Below are 17075 nucleotides of genomic sequence, written 5' to 3' on the forward strand. Positions count from 1 at the left end.
GATTTATTGGCTTCTTTTATACGTACAACCTTCATTCTGATGCATTATCGCGGTGGCACCCCTACAACTTCTTACGCGAGAGTGAACCCAGAACGAAACGGATTATTAGCCTCAGGGCAAAGGATATATTGCAAAAGGAACTGTTACTCACGTTAGTAACAGAAAATTTAATACTGACACTCATCAGGCAGTCATTCGTCAATGATTGGTGAAAGATGATTTAAAGGATTAGCCTGAACTTTTGAGTGCAGCATCAATTAGGCAGGTCGGATCACCGAACCTGTAAGTGGATTAATATGATAAATGCCAATCGTCCGATACTGAATCTCGATCTCGATCTGCTGAGAACCTTTGTTGCTGTTGCCGACCTGAGCACCTTCGCGGCGGCGGCGGCGGCAGTGTGCCGTACTCAATCCGCCGTAAGCCAACAAATGCAACGCCTCGAACAATTGGTGGGGAAGGAGCTTTTTGCCCGCCATGGGCGGAATAAACTCCTCACCGAACATGGTATCCAGCTGTTGGGCTATGCGCGGAAAATCCTGCGCTTCAATGATGAAGCATGCACGTCGCTAATGTTTAGTTCCCTGCAGGGGCAGCTAACGCTTGGCTCATCGGATGAATCCTCTGATACCATTCTCCCGTTCCTGTTGAACCGCATTAGCTCTGCCTATCCAAAGCTGGCGCTGGATGTGCGGGTTAAACGTCACTGCGTGATGGCCGAGATGCTGAAAAGCAAAGAGGTCGATCTGGCGCTGACGACGCATCCGCTGGAAGGTTTTGAGTCGACGATTTTACGTACGTCGCCTACGCTTTGGTATTGTGCGGCGGACTTTACCCTGCGCCCGGAAGAGCCGGTACCACTGGTGTTGCTCGACGATCCAAGCCCGTTCCGCGACATGATTATCCAAACGCTGGATGACGCCGGTATTGCGTGGCGTCTGGCGTACGTTGCCTCAACGCTCTCCGCTGTTCGCGCCGCGGTTAAAGCGGGTCTTGGCGTTACCGGCCGGCCGGCCGAGATGATGAGCCCGGATCTCCGCGCCCTTGGCAAAGGAGAGGGGATGCCGGATCTACCGGAGACGGAATATATGCTGAGTTACAACGTTGAGAGCGAAAACGAACTGGCGCAGATGATTTTCCAGTCCCAGGAGCAGCGTTACGATCCGTGGCCGAATGCGGGCAGCTATACCTCGGAAGGGGGAGATAATCCCCTTATTCATGAAAGGGACTTTGATTAACAACTCGCTCGAAATGTAGTAACAAAATGTAAATTCAAAAAAAGAATCGTAGACGAAGAAAAATCTGTTTGCGGTTCTTTTTTCGTACTTCCAGGTAACCAGAAAAAAAATAAATCTAATAATGTGATAATAATCATGTAATTAGAATTATTTTCCTATCCATACGCCATACCATCAAACGCAACTTCATATCACCTGCTAATGTTAAAAAAACGGATAGATTGTTGCCGTTTTGCGGGGCGAATTAACAAAAGCGTGTCTTAGATCAAGAAAATACTCCTCATTAGGGGGAGGAATCATTAGAAAATCCTGTCAAAATAGATGGGTAATTCTTGTTGTCGCTACAAAACGGACACGATTCAACAACACGTAAACCGCAGGGTCTATTGAGCTGAATCAAATCAAAGGGCACGTAATGTTAATGAAATGCTTTTGATGTAAATTAATGTGAGGAAACTTTTGTTAAAGTTGACAAAAGGTTATAGAAAGGAGTAAAAAACCTCAACATTTTGCGGTCTATGTTTCGAATTGGGCTGTTTGCAGGTTTTTTAATCCTCCCCATGAATCGATGTAGCGTCCATCTGCCGGTAAGAGCAGAGGTGGTAATGCTACCTATTTGGTAAAGCTTTGTGTATGTCAACATCCACTGAAATCATCGCTCATCACTGGGCATTCGCTATCTTTCTGATCATTGCCATTGGCCTGTGCTGCCTGATGTTAATCGGCGGCTGGTACTTGGGTGGTCGCGCACGCGCAAGAAGCAAAAACACCCCGTTTGAATCGGGTATCGACTCCGTTGGCTCCGCACGTTTGCGTCTGTCGGCGAAGTTCTATCTGGTCGCCATGTTCTTCGTCATCTTCGACGTGGAAGCGCTTTATCTCTACGCCTGGTCAACGTCTATTCGCGAAAGCGGTTGGGTTGGCTTTATCGAGGCCGCCATTTTCATATTTGTGCTGCTGGCCGGTCTGGTTTACCTCGTTCGCATTGGCGCGCTTGATTGGACGCCTGCGCGTTCTCGCCGCACGCTGGCTAACTCAGAAACCGAAAGCGTCACTAACCGTAATACGCAGTAAAAGCGAGGCAATAAGATGGATTATACGCTCACCCGCATAGATCCTAACGGTGAGAACGACCGTTACCCCCTGCAAAAACAGGAGATTGTTACCGATCCCCTGGAGCAAGAGGTGAACAAAAGCGTGTACATGGGGAAACTCGAACACGCGCTTCACGACATGGTCAACTGGGGCCGTAAGAACTCAATCTGGCCTTACAACTTCGGCCTTTCTTGCTGCTACGTTGAAATGGTGACGTCATTCACTGCGGTGCATGACGTTGCGCGTTTTGGTGCGGAAGTACTGCGTGCGTCCCCACGTCAGGCTGACCTGATGGTTGTGGCCGGTACCTGCTTCACCAAGATGGCTCCGGTTATTCAGCGCCTGTACGACCAGATGCTGGAACCGAAATGGGTTATCTCCATGGGCGCCTGCGCAAACTCCGGTGGTATGTATGACATCTACTCCGTGGTGCAGGGCGTGGATAAATTCATTCCTGTCGACGTGTACATTCCTGGCTGCCCTCCGCGCCCGGAAGCTTACATGCAGGCGCTGATGCTGCTGCAGGAATCCATTGGTAAAGAACGTCGCCCACTGTCGTGGGTTGTTGGCGATCAGGGCGTTTACCGCGCCAACATGCAATCGGAGCGCGAGCGTAAACGCGGCGAACGCATTGCGGTGACGAATCTGCGGACACCGGACGAGATTTAATTTGCGCCTGCGGGCGGTGGCATCTTTTTGACTTCGCAAATCAATATACAACAGCGCGAAGGCCACCCCGGCAGTCACCACGGACCTTTTGCAATGGTGAACAATATGACCGATTTAACCGCGCAAGACGCAGCCGCATGGCAAACCCGCGATCACCTTGATGATCCGGTCATCGGCGAACTGCGCAACCGTTTTGGGCCGGATGCTTTTACCGTTCAGGCCACCCGCACCGGGATTCCCGTTGTTTGGGTTAAGCGCGAACAGCTGCTTGAAATTGTCGACTTCCTGAAGAGATTGCCAAAGCCTTACGTCATGCTTTTCGATCTCCACGGCATGGACGAACGTCTGCGTACGCACCGCGAAGGTTTACCTGCCGCGGACTTTTCCGTTTTCTACCACCTGATCTCAATAGACCGCAATCGCGATATCATGCTCAAGGTGGCATTGTCTGAAAACGACCTGAACGTCGCGACCATCACCAAACTTTTCCCGAACGCCAACTGGTATGAGCGTGAAACCTGGGAAATGTTCGGCATCACCTTTAACGGCCACCCGAACCTGCGTCGCATCATGATGCCGCCGACCTGGGAAGGCCATCCGCTGCGTAAAGACTATCCGGCGCGCGCCACCGAATTCGATCCGTTTGAGCTGACCAAAGCCAAGCAGGATCTGGAAATGGAAGCGCTGACCTTCAAACCGGAAGAGTGGGGCATGAAGCGTGGGACCGAAAACGAGGACTTCATGTTCCTTAACCTCGGCCCGAACCACCCGTCTGCGCACGGTGCATTCCGTATTATTCTGCAGCTTGATGGCGAAGAGATTGTCGACTGCGTACCGGACATCGGCTACCACCACCGTGGCGCTGAGAAGATGGGCGAGCGTCAATCCTGGCACAGCTACATTCCGTACACCGACCGTATCGAGTACCTCGGCGGCTGCGTGAACGAAATGCCGTACGTGCTGGCGGTAGAGAAGCTGGCGGGAATCACCACGCCGGACCGCGTGAACGTGATTCGCGTGATGCTCTCCGAACTGTTCCGCATCAACAGCCACCTGCTGTACATCTCGACGTTTATTCAGGACGTCGGCGCGATGACCCCGGTCTTCTTCGCCTTTACCGACCGTCAGAAAATTTATGACCTGGTTGAAGCGATTACCGGTTTCCGTATGCACCCGGCCTGGTTCCGCATCGGCGGCGTGGCACACGACCTGCCTCGCGGCTGGGATCGTCTGCTGCGTGAATTCCTTGAGTGGATGCCAAAGCGTCTGGACTCCTACGAGAAAGCCGCGCTGCGTAACACCATTCTGAAAGGTCGCTCCGTCGGCGTTGCTGCTTATACCGCAAAAGAAGCGCTGGAGTGGGGCACCACCGGTGCCGGCCTGCGTGCCACCGGTATCGGCTTCGACGTGCGTAAATGGCGTCCATACTCTGGCTATGAAAACTTCGACTTCGAAATCCCGACCGGCGGTGGCGTTTCTGACTGCTACACCCGCGTGATGCTGAAAGTGGAAGAGCTGCGCCAGAGCCTGCGCATTCTTCAGCAGTGCCTCGACAACATGCCGGAAGGCCCGTTCAAGGCGGATCACCCGCTGACCACGCCGCCACCGAAAGAGCGCACGCTGCAGCACATCGAAACCCTGATCACCCACTTCCTGCAGGTTTCCTGGGGCCCGGTTATGCCGGCGCAGGAGTCCTTCCAGATGGTGGAAGCGACCAAGGGTATTAACAGTTACTACCTGACCAGCGACGGCAGCACCATGAGCTACCGCACCCGTATCCGTACGCCGAGCTATGCGCACCTGCAGCAGATTCCGTCGGCGATCCGTGGCAGCCTGGTATCAGACCTCATCGTCTATCTGGGTAGTATTGATTTTGTTATGTCAGACGTGGACCGCTAATTATGCACGAGAATCAACAACCACAAACCGAGGCTTTTGAGCTGAGTGCGGCAGAGCGTGAAGCTATTGAGCACGAGAAGCACCACTACGAAGACCCGCGTGCGGCGTCCATCGAAGCGCTGAAAATCGTTCAGAAACAGCGTGGCTGGGTGCCGGACGGGGCGATTTACGCGATTGCCGAAGTTCTGGATATTCCGGCAAGCGACGTAGAAGGTGTGGCGACGTTCTACAGCCAGATTTTCCGCCAGCCGGTTGGCCGTCACGTGATTCGCTACTGCGACAGCGTGGTGTGTCACATCACCGGTTATCAGGGCATTCAGGCCGCGATTGAGAAGAAGCTCGACATCAAACCGGGTCAAACCACTTTTGATGGCCGCTTCACCCTGCTGCCGACCTGCTGCCTGGGCAACTGCGACAAGGGGCCGACCATGATGATTGATGAGGACACTCACAGCCATCTGACGCCGGAAGCCATTCCTGACCTGCTGGAGCAGTATAAATAATGAAAAATATTATTCTGACTCCCGAAACCCACCCGCTGACCTGGCGTCTTCGCGACGACAAGCAGCCGGTGTGGTTGGAAGAGTATCAGGCGAAAAACGGCTATGCCGGTGCGCGTAAAGCGCTCTCCGGGATGGCCCCGGACGAAATCGTCAACCAGGTAAAAGACGCTGGCCTGAAAGGGCGCGGCGGCGCGGGCTTTTCCACCGGTCTGAAGTGGAGCCTGATGCCGAAAGACGAATCCATGAACATCCGTTACCTGCTGTGTAACGCCGATGAAATGGAGCCGGGCACCTATAAAGACCGCCTGTTGATGGAACAGCTGCCGCACCTGCTGGTGGAAGGCATGCTGATCTCCGCGTTCGCCCTGAAGGCGTACCGCGGTTACATCTTCCTGCGTGGCGAATACATTGAAGCCGCGCAGCACCTGCGTCGTGCCATTGCGGAAGCCACCGAAGCGGGCCTGCTCGGGAAAAACATTCTCGGTACCGGTTTTGACTTCGAGCTGTTCGTGCACACCGGGGCAGGGCGCTACATCTGCGGTGAAGAAACCGCGCTGATTAACTCCCTTGAAGGCCGTCGTGCTAACCCACGCTCCAAGCCGCCGTTCCCGGCGAGCTCTGGCGTCTGGGGTAAACCGACCTGCGTCAACAACGTGGAAACCCTCTGCAACGTTCCGGCGATTCTGGCCAACGGCGTTGAGTGGTATCAGAACATCTCCACCAGTAAAGATGCCGGCACCAAGCTGATGGGCTTCTCCGGGCGTGTGAAAAACCCGGGCGTCTGGGAACTGCCGTTTGGCACCACCGCACGTGAAATCCTTGAAGACTACGCTGGCGGCATGCGTGATGGCCTGAAATTTAAGGCCTGGCAGCCGGGCGGCGCAGGGACTGACTTCCTGACCGAATCGCACCTTGATCTGCCGATGGAATTTGAAAGCATCGGTAAAGCGGGCAGCCGTCTGGGTACGGCGCTGGCGATGGCCGTTGACCACGAGATTGGCATGGTGCCGCTGGTGCGTAACCTGGAAGAGTTCTTCGCCCGCGAGTCCTGCGGTTGGTGTACGCCATGCCGCGACGGCTTGCCGTGGAGCGTCAAAATTCTGCGCGCCCTTGAGCGCGGTGAAGGCCAGCCTGGCGACATCGAGACACTTGAGCAACTGTGTCGATTCTTAGGGCCGGGTAAAACCTTCTGCGCGCACGCGCCTGGTGCGGTTGAGCCGCTGCAGAGCGCCATTAAATATTTCCGCGAAGAATTCGAAGCAGGCATCAAGCAGCAGTTCAGCAACACCCATGCAATTAACGGGATTCAGCCGAACCTGCTAAAGACGCGCTGGTGATTTTTGCCCCTCACCCTAACCCTCTCCCCAAAGGGGAGAGGGAACAGTCCGGTTTTCTCCCTCGCCCCTTTGGGGAGAGGGCCGGGGTGAGGGGAACGAATTTTGATTAACGCTCGGTCTCGGCTGAGCCAACTGGAAGCACGCTAATGGCTACGATTCATGTAGACGGCAAAGAATACGAGGTCAACGGAGCGGACAACCTGCTACAGGCATGTCTCTCTATGGGCCTTGATATTCCTTACTTTTGCTGGCACCCGGCGCTTGGGAGCGTCGGTGCTTGCCGCCAGTGTGCGGTGAAGCAATATCAGAACGCGGAAGACACGCGTGGCCGCCTGGTGATGTCCTGTATGACACCGGCATCCGACGGCACCTTTATTTCTATCGATGACGCAGAAGCGAAGCAGTTCCGCGAGAGCGTGGTGGAGTGGTTGATGACTAACCACCCGCACGACTGTCCGGTCTGCGAAGAGGGCGGTAACTGCCACCTTCAGGATATGACCGTAATGACCGGCCATAGCTTCCGTCGCTATCGCTTTACTAAACGTACCCACCGCAACCAGGACCTGGGGCCGTTCATCTCTCACGAAATGAACCGCTGCATCGCCTGTTACCGCTGCGTGCGTTACTACAAAGACTACGCTGACGGCACCGATCTTGGTGTGTACGGCGCGCACGACAACGTCTACTTCGGCCGTCCAGAAGACGGTACCCTGGAAAGCGAATTCTCCGGTAACCTGGTTGAAATTTGCCCGACCGGCGTATTTACCGATAAGACGCACTCCGAGCGCTACAACCGTAAGTGGGACATGCAGTTTGCACCAAGCATCTGCCAGCAGTGCTCCATTGGCTGTAACACCAGCCCGGGCGAGCGCTATGGCGAACTGCGTCGTATCGAAAACCGCTACAACGGTACCGTGAACCACTACTTCCTCTGCGACCGCGGTCGTTTCGGCTATGGCTATGTGAACCTGAAAGACCGTCCGCGTCAGCCGGTTCAGCGCCGTGGCGATGACCTCATCACCCTCAACGCCGAACAGGCGATGCAGGGCGCGGCGGATATTCTGCGTCAGTCGAAGAAAGTGATTGGTATCGGCTCCCCACGCGCCAGCGTGGAAAGCAACTTCGCGCTGCGTGAACTGGTGGGCGCGGATAACTTCTACACCGGCATCGCTAAAGGCGAGCAGGAACGTCTGCAGCTGGCGCTGAAAGTGCTGCGCGAAGGCGGCATTCATACCCCTGCGCTGCGCGATATCGAATCTTACGATGCGGTACTGGTGCTGGGTGAAGACATTACCCAGACCGGCGCTCGCGTCGCGCTGGCGGTTCGCCAGGCGGTGAAAGGTAAAGCGCGTGAAATGGCAGCGGCCCAGAAAGTGGCTGACTGGCAGATTGCGGCCATCCTCAACATCGGCCAGCGTGCGAAACACCCGCTGTTTGTCACTAACGTCGACGACACCCGTCTGGACGATATCGCCGCGTGGACCTACCGCGCACCGGTTGAAGACCAGGCGCGTTTAGGCTTTGCCATTGCCCATGCGCTGGACAACAACGCACCGGCCGTTGACGGTATCGGCAGTGACCTGCAGGGCAAGATCGACGTGATCGTTCAGGCGCTGGCCGGGGCGAAAAAACCGCTGATTATCTCCGGCACCAACGCCGGTAGCGCGGAAGTTATCCAGGCAGCAGCGAACGTGGCGAAAGCCCTGAAAGCCCGCGGTTCTGACGTTGGCGTGACGATGATTGCCCGTGCGGTGAACAGCGTTGGCCTCGGCATGATTGGCGGCGGCTCTCTGGATGAGGCGCTGAATGAACTGGAAAGCGGCGCTGCCGATGCGGTTATCGTGCTGGAAAACGACCTGCACCGTCATGCGGCTGCCAGCCGCGTTAACGCCGCGCTGGATAAAGCACCGCTGGTCATGGTCATTGACCATCAGCGCACGGCGATTATGGACCATGCGCACCTGGTGCTGTCGGCGGCAAGCTTCGCTGAAAGCGACGGTACGGTCATCAACAACGAAGGCCGCGCACAGCGCTTCTTCCAGGTGTATGACCCAAGCTACTACGACAGCAAAACCATCATGCTGGAAAGCTGGCGCTGGCTGCACTCGCTGCACAGCACCCTGGAAAACCGTCAGGTTGACTGGACTCAGCTGGACCACGTGATTGACGCTGCCGTCGCGGCGCTGCCGCAGCTGGCAGGCATTAAAGATGCCGCGCCGGACGCAACTTTCCGTATTCGCGGCCAGAAGCTGGCGCGTGAACCGCACCGCTACAGCGGTCGTACGGCGATGCGTGCGAACATTAGCGTGCACGAGCCGCGTCAGCCGCAGGATAAAGACACCATGTTCGCCTTCTCCATGGAAGGGAACAACCAGCCGGGCGCGCCGCGCTCGCAGATCCCATTCGCTTGGGCTCCTGGCTGGAACTCCCCGCAGGCATGGAACAAGTTCCAGGCAGAAGTGGGCGGCAAACTGCGTCACGGTGACCCGGGCGTACGTCTGATTGAAGCGTCGGCAAACGGTCTGGATTACTTCACCACCGTACCGGCAGGCTTCCAGGCTGAAGCCGGGAAATGGCGCGTGGCTCCGTACTACCATCTGTTTGGTAGCGACGAGATGTCACAGCGCGCACCGGTGTTCCAGAGCCGCATGCCGCAGCCTTACCTCAAGCTCAACCCGGCCGATGCCGCGGCGCTTGGCGTAAACGAAGGCGCGAAGATGGCGTTCAGCTTTGATGGTCAGACCGTCACGCTGCCGCTGGTGATTTCCAGCGGGCTGGTGGCAGGGCAGGTTGGTTTGCCGATGGGCATGCCGGGTATTGCTCCATCACTGGCGGGCGCGCGTCTTGATAATCTGCAGGAGGCACAGCAATGAGTTGGTTAACGCCGGATCTGATTGAGATCCTCCTTAGCATCGTCAAGGCCGTGGTCATTCTGCTGGTGGTGGTCACCTGCGGGGCGTTCATGAGCTTCGGCGAACGTCGCCTTCTGGGCCTGTTCCAGAACCGCTACGGGCCAAACCGCGTAGGCTGGGGCGGTTCGCTCCAGCTGGTTGCCGACATGATCAAAATGTTCTTTAAAGAGGACTGGGTTCCGAAATTTACGGACCGCATGATCTTTACGCTGGCGCCGGTTATCGCCTTCACCTCGCTGCTGCTGGCCTTCGCCATTGTGCCGGTCAGCCCAAGCTGGGTGGTCGCCGACCTCAACATCGGGATCCTGTTCTTCCTGATGATGGCGGGTCTTGCGGTTTACGCGGTGCTGTTCGCTGGCTGGTCGAGCAACAACAAATACTCGCTGCTGGGTGCGATGCGTGCGTCTGCGCAGACCCTGAGCTACGAAGTGTTCCTGGGTCTGTCTCTGATGGGCGTGGTGGCGCAGGCCGGTTCATTCAACATGACCGACATCGTCAATAACCAGGCTCACCTGTGGAACGTCATTCCTCAGTTCTTCGGCTTCATTACCTTTGCGATTGCGGGCGTGGCGGTCTGTCACCGTCACCCGTTTGACCAACCGGAAGCGGAGCAGGAACTGGCCGATGGTTACCACATTGAATATTCCGGCATGAAGTTCGGTCTGTTCTTCGTGGGTGAATACATCGGTATCGTCACCGTGTCAGCGCTTATCGTGACGCTGTTCTTCGGTGGCTGGCAAGGCCCGTTCTTACCGCCATTCATCTGGTTCGCGCTGAAAACCGCGTTCTTTATGATGATGTTCATTTTGATTCGTGCGTCGTTACCGCGTCCTCGTTATGACCAGGTAATGTCCTTCGGCTGGAAAGTTTGCCTGCCGCTGACGCTCATCAACTTGCTGGTAACGGCGGCTGTCATTCTCTGGCAGCAGCCATAAGGGGCTATAGACCATGACCTTAAAAGAATTACTCGTAGGCTTCGGCACCCAGGTACGCAGTATCTGGATGATCGGCCTGCATGCGTTCGCCAAACGCGAAACGCAGATGTACCCGGAAGAGCCGGTCTACCTGCCGCCGCGCTATCGTGGCCGTATCGTGCTGACGCGCGACCCGGACGGCGAAGAGCGCTGCGTTGCTTGTAACCTGTGCGCGGTAGCCTGCCCGGTTGGCTGTATCTCTCTGCAAAAAGCAGAGACCAAAGACGGCCGCTGGTATCCGGAGTTTTTCCGCATTAACTTCTCACGCTGCATCTTCTGCGGCCTGTGTGAAGAAGCGTGCCCAACCACGGCGATTCAGTTGACCCCGGACTTCGAACTGGGTGAATACAAGCGTCAGGATCTGGTGTACGAAAAAGAGGATCTGCTGATTTCCGGTCCGGGCAAATACCCGGAATATAACTTCTACCGGATGGCGGGTATGGCAATCGACGGCAAAGATAAGGGCGAAGCAGAGAACGAAGCTAAGCCTATCGACGTCAAGAGCCTGTTACCGTAAGGAGAGGGGCAATGGAATTCGCTTTTTATATCTGTGGCCTGATTGCTGTCCTCGCGACACTGCGAGTGATTACGCACACTAACCCGGTACACGCGCTGCTGTATCTGATCATCTCGCTGCTGGCTATTGCCGGGGTGTTCTTCTCGCTGGGCGCTTACTTCGCTGGTGCGCTGGAGATCATCGTCTATGCGGGCGCCATCATGGTGCTGTTCGTCTTCGTGGTGATGATGCTGAACCTGGGCGGTGCTGAAATCGCTCAGGAACGTCAGTGGCTGAAGCCGCAAATCTGGATTGGCCCGGCGGTTCTCTCTGCCGTGCTGCTGGCGGTGATGGTGTACGCCATCATTGGCCTGAACGACCAGGGTATTGACGGTAACGCTATCAGCGCCAAAGAAGTGGGTATCGCCCTGTTCGGGCCGTACGTGCTGGCGGTTGAACTGGCATCGATGCTGCTGCTGGCAGGCCTGGTTGTGGCCTTCCATATCGGTCGTGAAGACCGCGTGGGCGAAGTGCTGAGCAACCGCACTGGCGATAGCGCGAAAAGGAAAACGGAGGAACACGCATGATTCCTTTACAACATGGGCTGATCCTCGCGGCGATTTTATTCGTGCTGGGTTTAACCGGTCTGGTTATCCGCCGCAACCTGCTGTTTATGCTGATTGGGCTGGAAATTATGATTAACGCCGCCGCGCTGGCCTTCGTGGTCGCCGGCAGCTACTGGGGCCAGACCGACGGTCAGGTGATGTATATCCTCGCCATTACCCTCGCGGCTGCGGAAGCGAGTATTGGCCTGGCGCTGTTGCTGCAGCTCCATCGTCGCCGCCAGAACCTGAACATCGATTCAGTAAGTGAGTTGCGCGGATGAACATGCTTGCCTTAACCATTATTCTGCCATTTATTGGCTTTGTCCTGCTGGCCTTCTCCCGCGGGCGCTGGTCGGAGAACCTCTCCGCCACCGTTGGTGTCGGGTCAATTGGCCTCGCAGCGCTGGTCACGGCGTATGCTGGCATGGATTTCTTCGCCAACGGCAAACAGGCATTTAGCCTGCCGCTGTGGACGTGGATGTCCGTGGGTGACTTCAACATCGGCTTTAGCCTGGTGCTGGACGGCCTGTCCCTGACCATGCTCTCCGTGGTTACCGGCGTCGGCTTCCTGATCCACATGTTCGCCTCCTGGTACATGCGTGGGGAAGAGGGGTACTCCCGCTTCTTCGCCTACACCAACCTGTTTATCGCGAGCATGGTGGTGCTGGTGCTGGCTGATAACCTGCTGCTGATGTACCTCGGCTGGGAAGGCGTGGGCCTGTGCTCCTATCTGCTGATCGGTTTCTACTACACCGATCCGAAGAACGGCGCCGCGGCAATGAAAGCCTTTGTGGTGACCCGTGTCGGTGATGTATTCCTGGCGTTCGCGCTGTTCATTCTCTACAACGAGCTGGGCACGCTGAACTTCCGCGAAATGGTTGAACTGGCTCCTGCGCACTTCGCGGCGGGCAACAACATGCTGATGTGGGCAACCCTGATGCTGCTGGGCGGTGCGGTGGGTAAATCCGCGCAGCTGCCGTTGCAGACCTGGCTTGCGGACGCGATGGCTGGTCCAACACCTGTTTCCGCACTGATCCACGCGGCGACCATGGTTACCGCCGGTGTGTACCTGATTGCCCGTACCCACGGCCTGTTCCTGCTGACGCCGGAAGTGCTGCATCTGGTTGGTATTATTGGGGCGGTAACGCTGGTGCTGGCAGGCTTTGCCGCGCTGGTACAGACCGACATCAAACGTGTACTCGCTTACTCCACCATGAGCCAGATTGGCTATATGTTCCTGGCGCTTGGCGTACAGGCATGGGATGCGGCGATTTTCCACCTGATGACCCACGCGTTCTTCAAAGCGCTGCTGTTCCTGGCGTCCGGCTCGGTGATCCTTGCCTGCCATCACGAACAGAACATCTTCAAGATGGGTGGCCTGCGTAAGTCGATTCCGCTGGTGTATGCCTGCTTCCTGGTCGGTGGTGCCGCGCTCTCCGCGCTGCCGCTGATTACCGCGGGCTTCTTCAGTAAGGACGAAATCTTAGCCGGTGCGATGGCCAACGGTCATATCAACCTGATGGTAGCGGGCCTGGTCGGTGCATTCATGACCTCGCTGTATACCTTCCGTATGATCTTCATCGTCTTCCACGGTAAAGAGCAGATCCACGCCCACGCAGGGAAGGGGATTACCCACCACCTGCCGCTGATCGTGCTGATGGTGCTGTCGACCTTTATCGGTGCGCTGATCGTGCCACCGCTGCACGGCGTACTGCCGGCAACGACCGAGTTGGAACACGGCCGTGTGCTGACGCTGGAAATCACCTCGGGCATCGTGGCGATTGCCGGTATCCTGATTGCCGCATGGCTGTGGCTGGGCAAACGCACGCTGGTGACCTCCATCGCCAACAGCGCGCCTGGCCGCCTGCTGGGGACCTGGTGGTATAACGCCTGGGGCTTTGACTGGCTGTACGACAAGGTGTTCGTGAAGCCGTTCCTTGGCATCGCCTGGCTGCTGAAGCGCGACCCGCTCAATGCTTTGATGAACATTCCGGCTATCCTCTCCCGCTTCGCAGGCAAAGGCCTGGTACTGAGCGAGAACGGGTATCTGCGCTGGTATGTGGCGTCAATGAGCATCGGTGCCGTGGTGGTGCTGGCGTTGTTGATGGTATTGCGTTAATTCGTTGGGGAGGAGCTTCCTCCCCATGAAAATGTCGTGCTGTTTTCCTGTTCTGGCAGGCTTGTCGCCTCCGGATAGATTAATAAGGAAATGAATTGCCATGTTATTACCCTGGCTAATACTGATTCCCTTTATCGGCGGTTTCCTCTGCTGGCAGACCGAACGCTTTGGCGTGAAGATGCCGCGCTGGATTGCGCTTATCACCATGGGACTGACCCTGGCGCTTGGCCTGCAGCTGTGGCTGCAGGGCGGCTACTCACTCACCCAATCCACCGGCCTGCCGCAGTGGCAGTCTGAGTTCATCCTGCCGTGGATTCCACGCTTTGGGATTACTATCCACCTCGCGCTCGACGGCCTGTCGCTGCTGATGGTGGTGTTGACCGGTCTGCTGGGTGTGCTGGCGGTGCTCTGTTCCTGGAATGAAATCCAGAAATACCAGGGCTTCTTCCACCTCAACCTGATGTGGATCCTGGGCGGCGTTATCGGCGTGTTCCTGGCCATCGACATGTTCCTGTTCTTCTTCTTCTGGGAGATGATGCTGGTACCGATGTACTTCCTGATAGCGCTCTGGGGCCACAAAGCCTCTGACGGTAAAACGCGTATCACGGCGGCCACCAAGTTCTTCATCTATACCCAGGCGAGCGGTCTGGTGATGCTGATTGCCATCCTGGCGCTGGTGTTCGTGCACCACAATGCGACCGGCGTATGGACCTTCAACTATCAGGACCTGCTGAAGACGCCAATGTCCCACGGCGTGGAATACCTGCTGATGCTGGGCTTCTTCATCGCCTTTGCGGTGAAAATGCCGGTGGTGCCGCTGCACGGCTGGCTGCCAGATGCGCACTCGCAGGCACCGACTGCGGGTTCCGTTGACCTTGCGGGTATCTTGCTGAAAACCGCGGCCTACGGTCTGCTGCGCTTCGCGCTGCCGCTGTTCCCGAACGCCTCTGCAGAGTTCGCGCCTATCGCCATGTGGCTGGGTGTGATTGGTATCTTCTACGGCGCATGGATGGCGTTCACCCAGTACGACATCAAACGTCTGATTGCCTACACCTCCGTTTCCCACATGGGCTTCGTGCTGATTGCTATCTACACCGGCAGCCAGCTGGCGTACCAGGGCGCGGTTATCCAGATGATTGCGCACGGTCTGTCCGCCGCCGGCCTGTTCATCCTGTGTGGTCAGCTTTACGAACGTCTGCACACCCGCGACATGCGTCAGATGGGCGGCCTGTGGAGCAAAATTAAATGGCTGCCTGCGCTGTCGCTGTTCTTCGCGGTCTGTACGCTGGGGATGCCGGGTACCGGTAACTTCGTCGGCGAATTCATGATCCTGTTCGGCAGCTACCATGTGGTTCCGGTGATTACGGTGATTTCGACCTTCGGTCTGGTGTTCGCTTCCGTCTACTCGCTGGCGATGCTGCACCGTGCGTACTTTGGTAAAGCGAAGAGTGAAATCGCGGCAAAAGAACTGCCAGGGATGTCGCTGCGCGAGCTGTTTATCGTCCTGTTGCTGGTCGTGCTTCTGGTTCTGCTGGGCTTCTATCCGCAGCCGATTCTGGACACGTCACATTCTGCGATGAGTAACATCCAGCAGTGGTTTGTTAATTCTGTTTCAACTACAAGGCCGTAATTCGCCATGACAATAACTCCACAACAACTGATCGCGCTATTACCGCTGCTGATCGTCGGCTTGACGGTGGTGGTTGTGATGCTCTCCATTGCGTGGCGACGCAATCACTTCCTCAATGCCACGCTGTCGGTGCTGGGGCTTAACGCCGCGCTGGTCTCGCTCTGGTTTGTTGGCCAGGCGGGGGCCATGGACGTCACGCCGCTGATGCGCGTTGATGCCTATGCGATGCTCTACACCGGCCTGGTGCTGCTGGCGAGCCTTGCAACCTGTACCTTTGCCTACCCGTGGCTTGAGGGCTATACCGACAACAAGGAAGAGTTCTACCTGCTGGTGCTGATTGCTGCGATGGGCGGCATTCTGCTGGCGAACGCCAACCATCTGGCGGCGCTGTTCCTTGGTATTGAACTGATTTCCCTGCCGCTGTTCGGCCTGATTGGTTACGCCTATCGGCAGAAGCGTTCACTGGAAGCGAGCATCAAGTACACCATCCTGTCCGCCGCCGCGTCGTCGTTCCTGCTGTTCGGTATGGCGCTGCTGTACGCTGAATCCGGTAGCCTCTCCTTCGTGGCGCTCGGTAAGAGCCTCAGCGACAACATGCTGCACGAACCGCTGCTGCTGGCAGGCCTGGGGATGATGATCGTCGGCCTCGGCTTTAAACTGTCTCTGGTGCCGTTCCATCTGTGGACGCCGGACGTTTATCAGGGGGCGCCTGCGCCGGTATCTACCTTCCTGGCGACCGCCAGCAAGATTGCTATCTTCGGCGTGGTGATGCGTCTGTTCCTGTACGCCCCGGTTGGCGACAGCGAAGCGGTACGCGTGGTGCTGGGCCTTATCGCCTTCGCCTCCATCATCTTCGGTAACCTGATGGCGCTGAGCCAGACCAACATTAAACGTCTGCTCGGTTACTCTTCTATCTCTCACCTCGGTTACCTGCTGGTGGCGCTGATTGCGTTGCACAGCGGCGAGATGTCGATGGAAACCGTTGGCGTGTATCTGGCAGGCTACCTGTTCAGCAGCCTCGGCGCGTTCGGCGTTGTTAGCCTGATGTCCAGCCCATACCGTGGCCCGGATGCAGAATCTCTGTACGCCTACCGTGGTCTGTTCTGGCACCGCCCGATTCTGGCGGCAGTGATGACCGTGATGATGCTGTCTCTGGCCGGTATCCCAATGACCCTTGGCTTTATCGGTAAGTTCTACGTGCTGGCCGTCGGCGTCCAGGCGCACCTGTGGTGGCTGGTTGGCGCAGTGGTTGTCGGTTCCGCGATTGGTCTCTACTACTATCTGCGTGTGGCGGTGAGCCTGTACCTGAGCGCGCCGGAAAAACCAAACCGCGATGCGCCGTCTAACTGGCAGTACAGCGCGGGCGGTATCGTGGTGCTGATCTCCGCACTGCTGGTGCTGGTGCTGGGTATCTACCCGCAGCCGCTGATCAGCATTGTGCGACTGGCCCTGCCGATGATGTAATCCATCGTCACTGATGTGAAAAAACCCCGCGATGCGGGGTTTTTTATTGTGCACAGAAAACCCCCAGCTAGGCTGGGGGTTCCGGAAAGCTTTCAGCTTTAAGCCAGTTATTAAAACCCCTTTTGATTTGTTAA

The 17075-nt window shown here is 56.7% G+C and carries 14 protein-coding genes; all 14 read left to right on the forward strand.

The genetic code is table 11. The features are described from left to right. The first annotated feature begins 296 nt into the window (after positions 1–296). The 14 genes from lrhA to nuoN all read left to right on the forward strand — a co-directional run bounded on the left by lrhA (position 297) and on the right by nuoN (position 16941). Entirely contained in the window at positions 297–1238 is a 942-nt protein-coding gene (gene lrhA / locus ACLGE8_RS10425) for a transcriptional regulator LrhA (protein WP_410998375.1), read from the forward strand. Positions 1239–1865: 627 nt separating this feature from the next. Next, positions 1866–2312 carry an NADH-quinone oxidoreductase subunit NuoA gene (nuoA, locus tag ACLGE8_RS10430; RefSeq protein WP_410998376.1) on the forward strand — a complete coding sequence of 149 codons (447 nt, stop codon included), beginning with the start codon at positions 1866–1868 and terminating at the stop codon, positions 2310–2312. A gap of 15 nt (positions 2313–2327) precedes the next feature. Beyond that, entirely contained in the window at positions 2328–3002 is a 675-nt protein-coding gene (gene nuoB / locus ACLGE8_RS10435; protein ID WP_002913178.1) for an NADH-quinone oxidoreductase subunit NuoB, read from the forward strand. 93 nt (positions 3003–3095) lie between these two features. Continuing rightward, a complete protein-coding gene (gene nuoC, locus ACLGE8_RS10440; protein WP_115073849.1) occupies positions 3096–4901 on the forward strand; it encodes an NADH-quinone oxidoreductase subunit C/D in 1806 nt (601 codons plus the stop codon). Between the two features lie 2 nt (positions 4902–4903). Then, entirely contained in the window at positions 4904–5404 is a 501-nt protein-coding gene (gene nuoE, locus ACLGE8_RS10445; RefSeq protein WP_035892483.1) for an NADH-quinone oxidoreductase subunit NuoE, read from the forward strand. Then, positions 5404–6741, forward strand: coding sequence for an NADH-quinone oxidoreductase subunit NuoF (nuoF, locus tag ACLGE8_RS10450; protein ID WP_115073851.1), 1338 nt, complete (start codon positions 5404–5406; stop codon positions 6739–6741). The genes nuoE and nuoF overlap by 1 nt, the downstream gene beginning before the upstream one ends. A gap of 146 nt (positions 6742–6887) precedes the next feature. Next, positions 6888–9614: an NADH-quinone oxidoreductase subunit NuoG gene (gene nuoG / locus ACLGE8_RS10455; protein WP_410998377.1), complete on the forward strand. Its 2727-nt coding sequence runs from the start codon at positions 6888–6890 to the stop codon at positions 9612–9614. Further along, a complete protein-coding gene (gene nuoH / locus ACLGE8_RS10460; RefSeq protein WP_035892479.1) occupies positions 9611–10588 on the forward strand; it encodes an NADH-quinone oxidoreductase subunit NuoH in 978 nt (325 codons plus the stop codon). Before nuoG ends, nuoH begins: the two co-directional genes overlap by 4 nt. Before the next feature lie 13 nt (positions 10589–10601). Beyond that, positions 10602–11144, forward strand: a complete 543-nt coding sequence (nuoI, locus tag ACLGE8_RS10465; RefSeq protein WP_000172742.1) for an NADH-quinone oxidoreductase subunit NuoI — start codon at positions 10602–10604, stop codon at positions 11142–11144. 11 nt (positions 11145–11155) lie between these two features. After that, positions 11156–11710 (forward strand): NADH-quinone oxidoreductase subunit J, encoded by a 555-nt coding sequence (gene nuoJ / locus ACLGE8_RS10470; protein WP_410998378.1) that lies wholly within the window; start codon positions 11156–11158, stop codon positions 11708–11710. Further along, positions 11707–12009, forward strand: coding sequence for an NADH-quinone oxidoreductase subunit NuoK (gene nuoK / locus ACLGE8_RS10475; protein ID WP_035892477.1), 303 nt, complete (start codon positions 11707–11709; stop codon positions 12007–12009). The genes nuoJ and nuoK overlap by 4 nt, the downstream gene beginning before the upstream one ends. Beyond that, positions 12006–13847, forward strand: a complete 1842-nt coding sequence (gene nuoL / locus ACLGE8_RS10480; RefSeq protein WP_410998379.1) for an NADH-quinone oxidoreductase subunit L — start codon at positions 12006–12008, stop codon at positions 13845–13847. Before nuoK ends, nuoL begins: the two co-directional genes overlap by 4 nt. 100 nt (positions 13848–13947) lie before the next feature. Beyond that, the gene (gene nuoM, locus ACLGE8_RS10485; protein WP_410998380.1) at positions 13948–15477 is read left to right on the forward strand and encodes an NADH-quinone oxidoreductase subunit M; all 1530 of its coding nucleotides are present in this window, start codon (positions 13948–13950) and stop codon (positions 15475–15477) included. A gap of 6 nt (positions 15478–15483) precedes the next feature. Continuing rightward, entirely contained in the window at positions 15484–16941 is a 1458-nt protein-coding gene (gene nuoN, locus ACLGE8_RS10490; RefSeq protein WP_410998381.1) for an NADH-quinone oxidoreductase subunit NuoN, read from the forward strand. Positions 16942–17075 lie beyond the last annotated feature (134 nt).

The organism is Kluyvera sp. 142486, from assembly GCF_046569695.1.
Lineage (GTDB): Bacteria > Pseudomonadota > Gammaproteobacteria > Enterobacterales > Enterobacteriaceae > Kluyvera.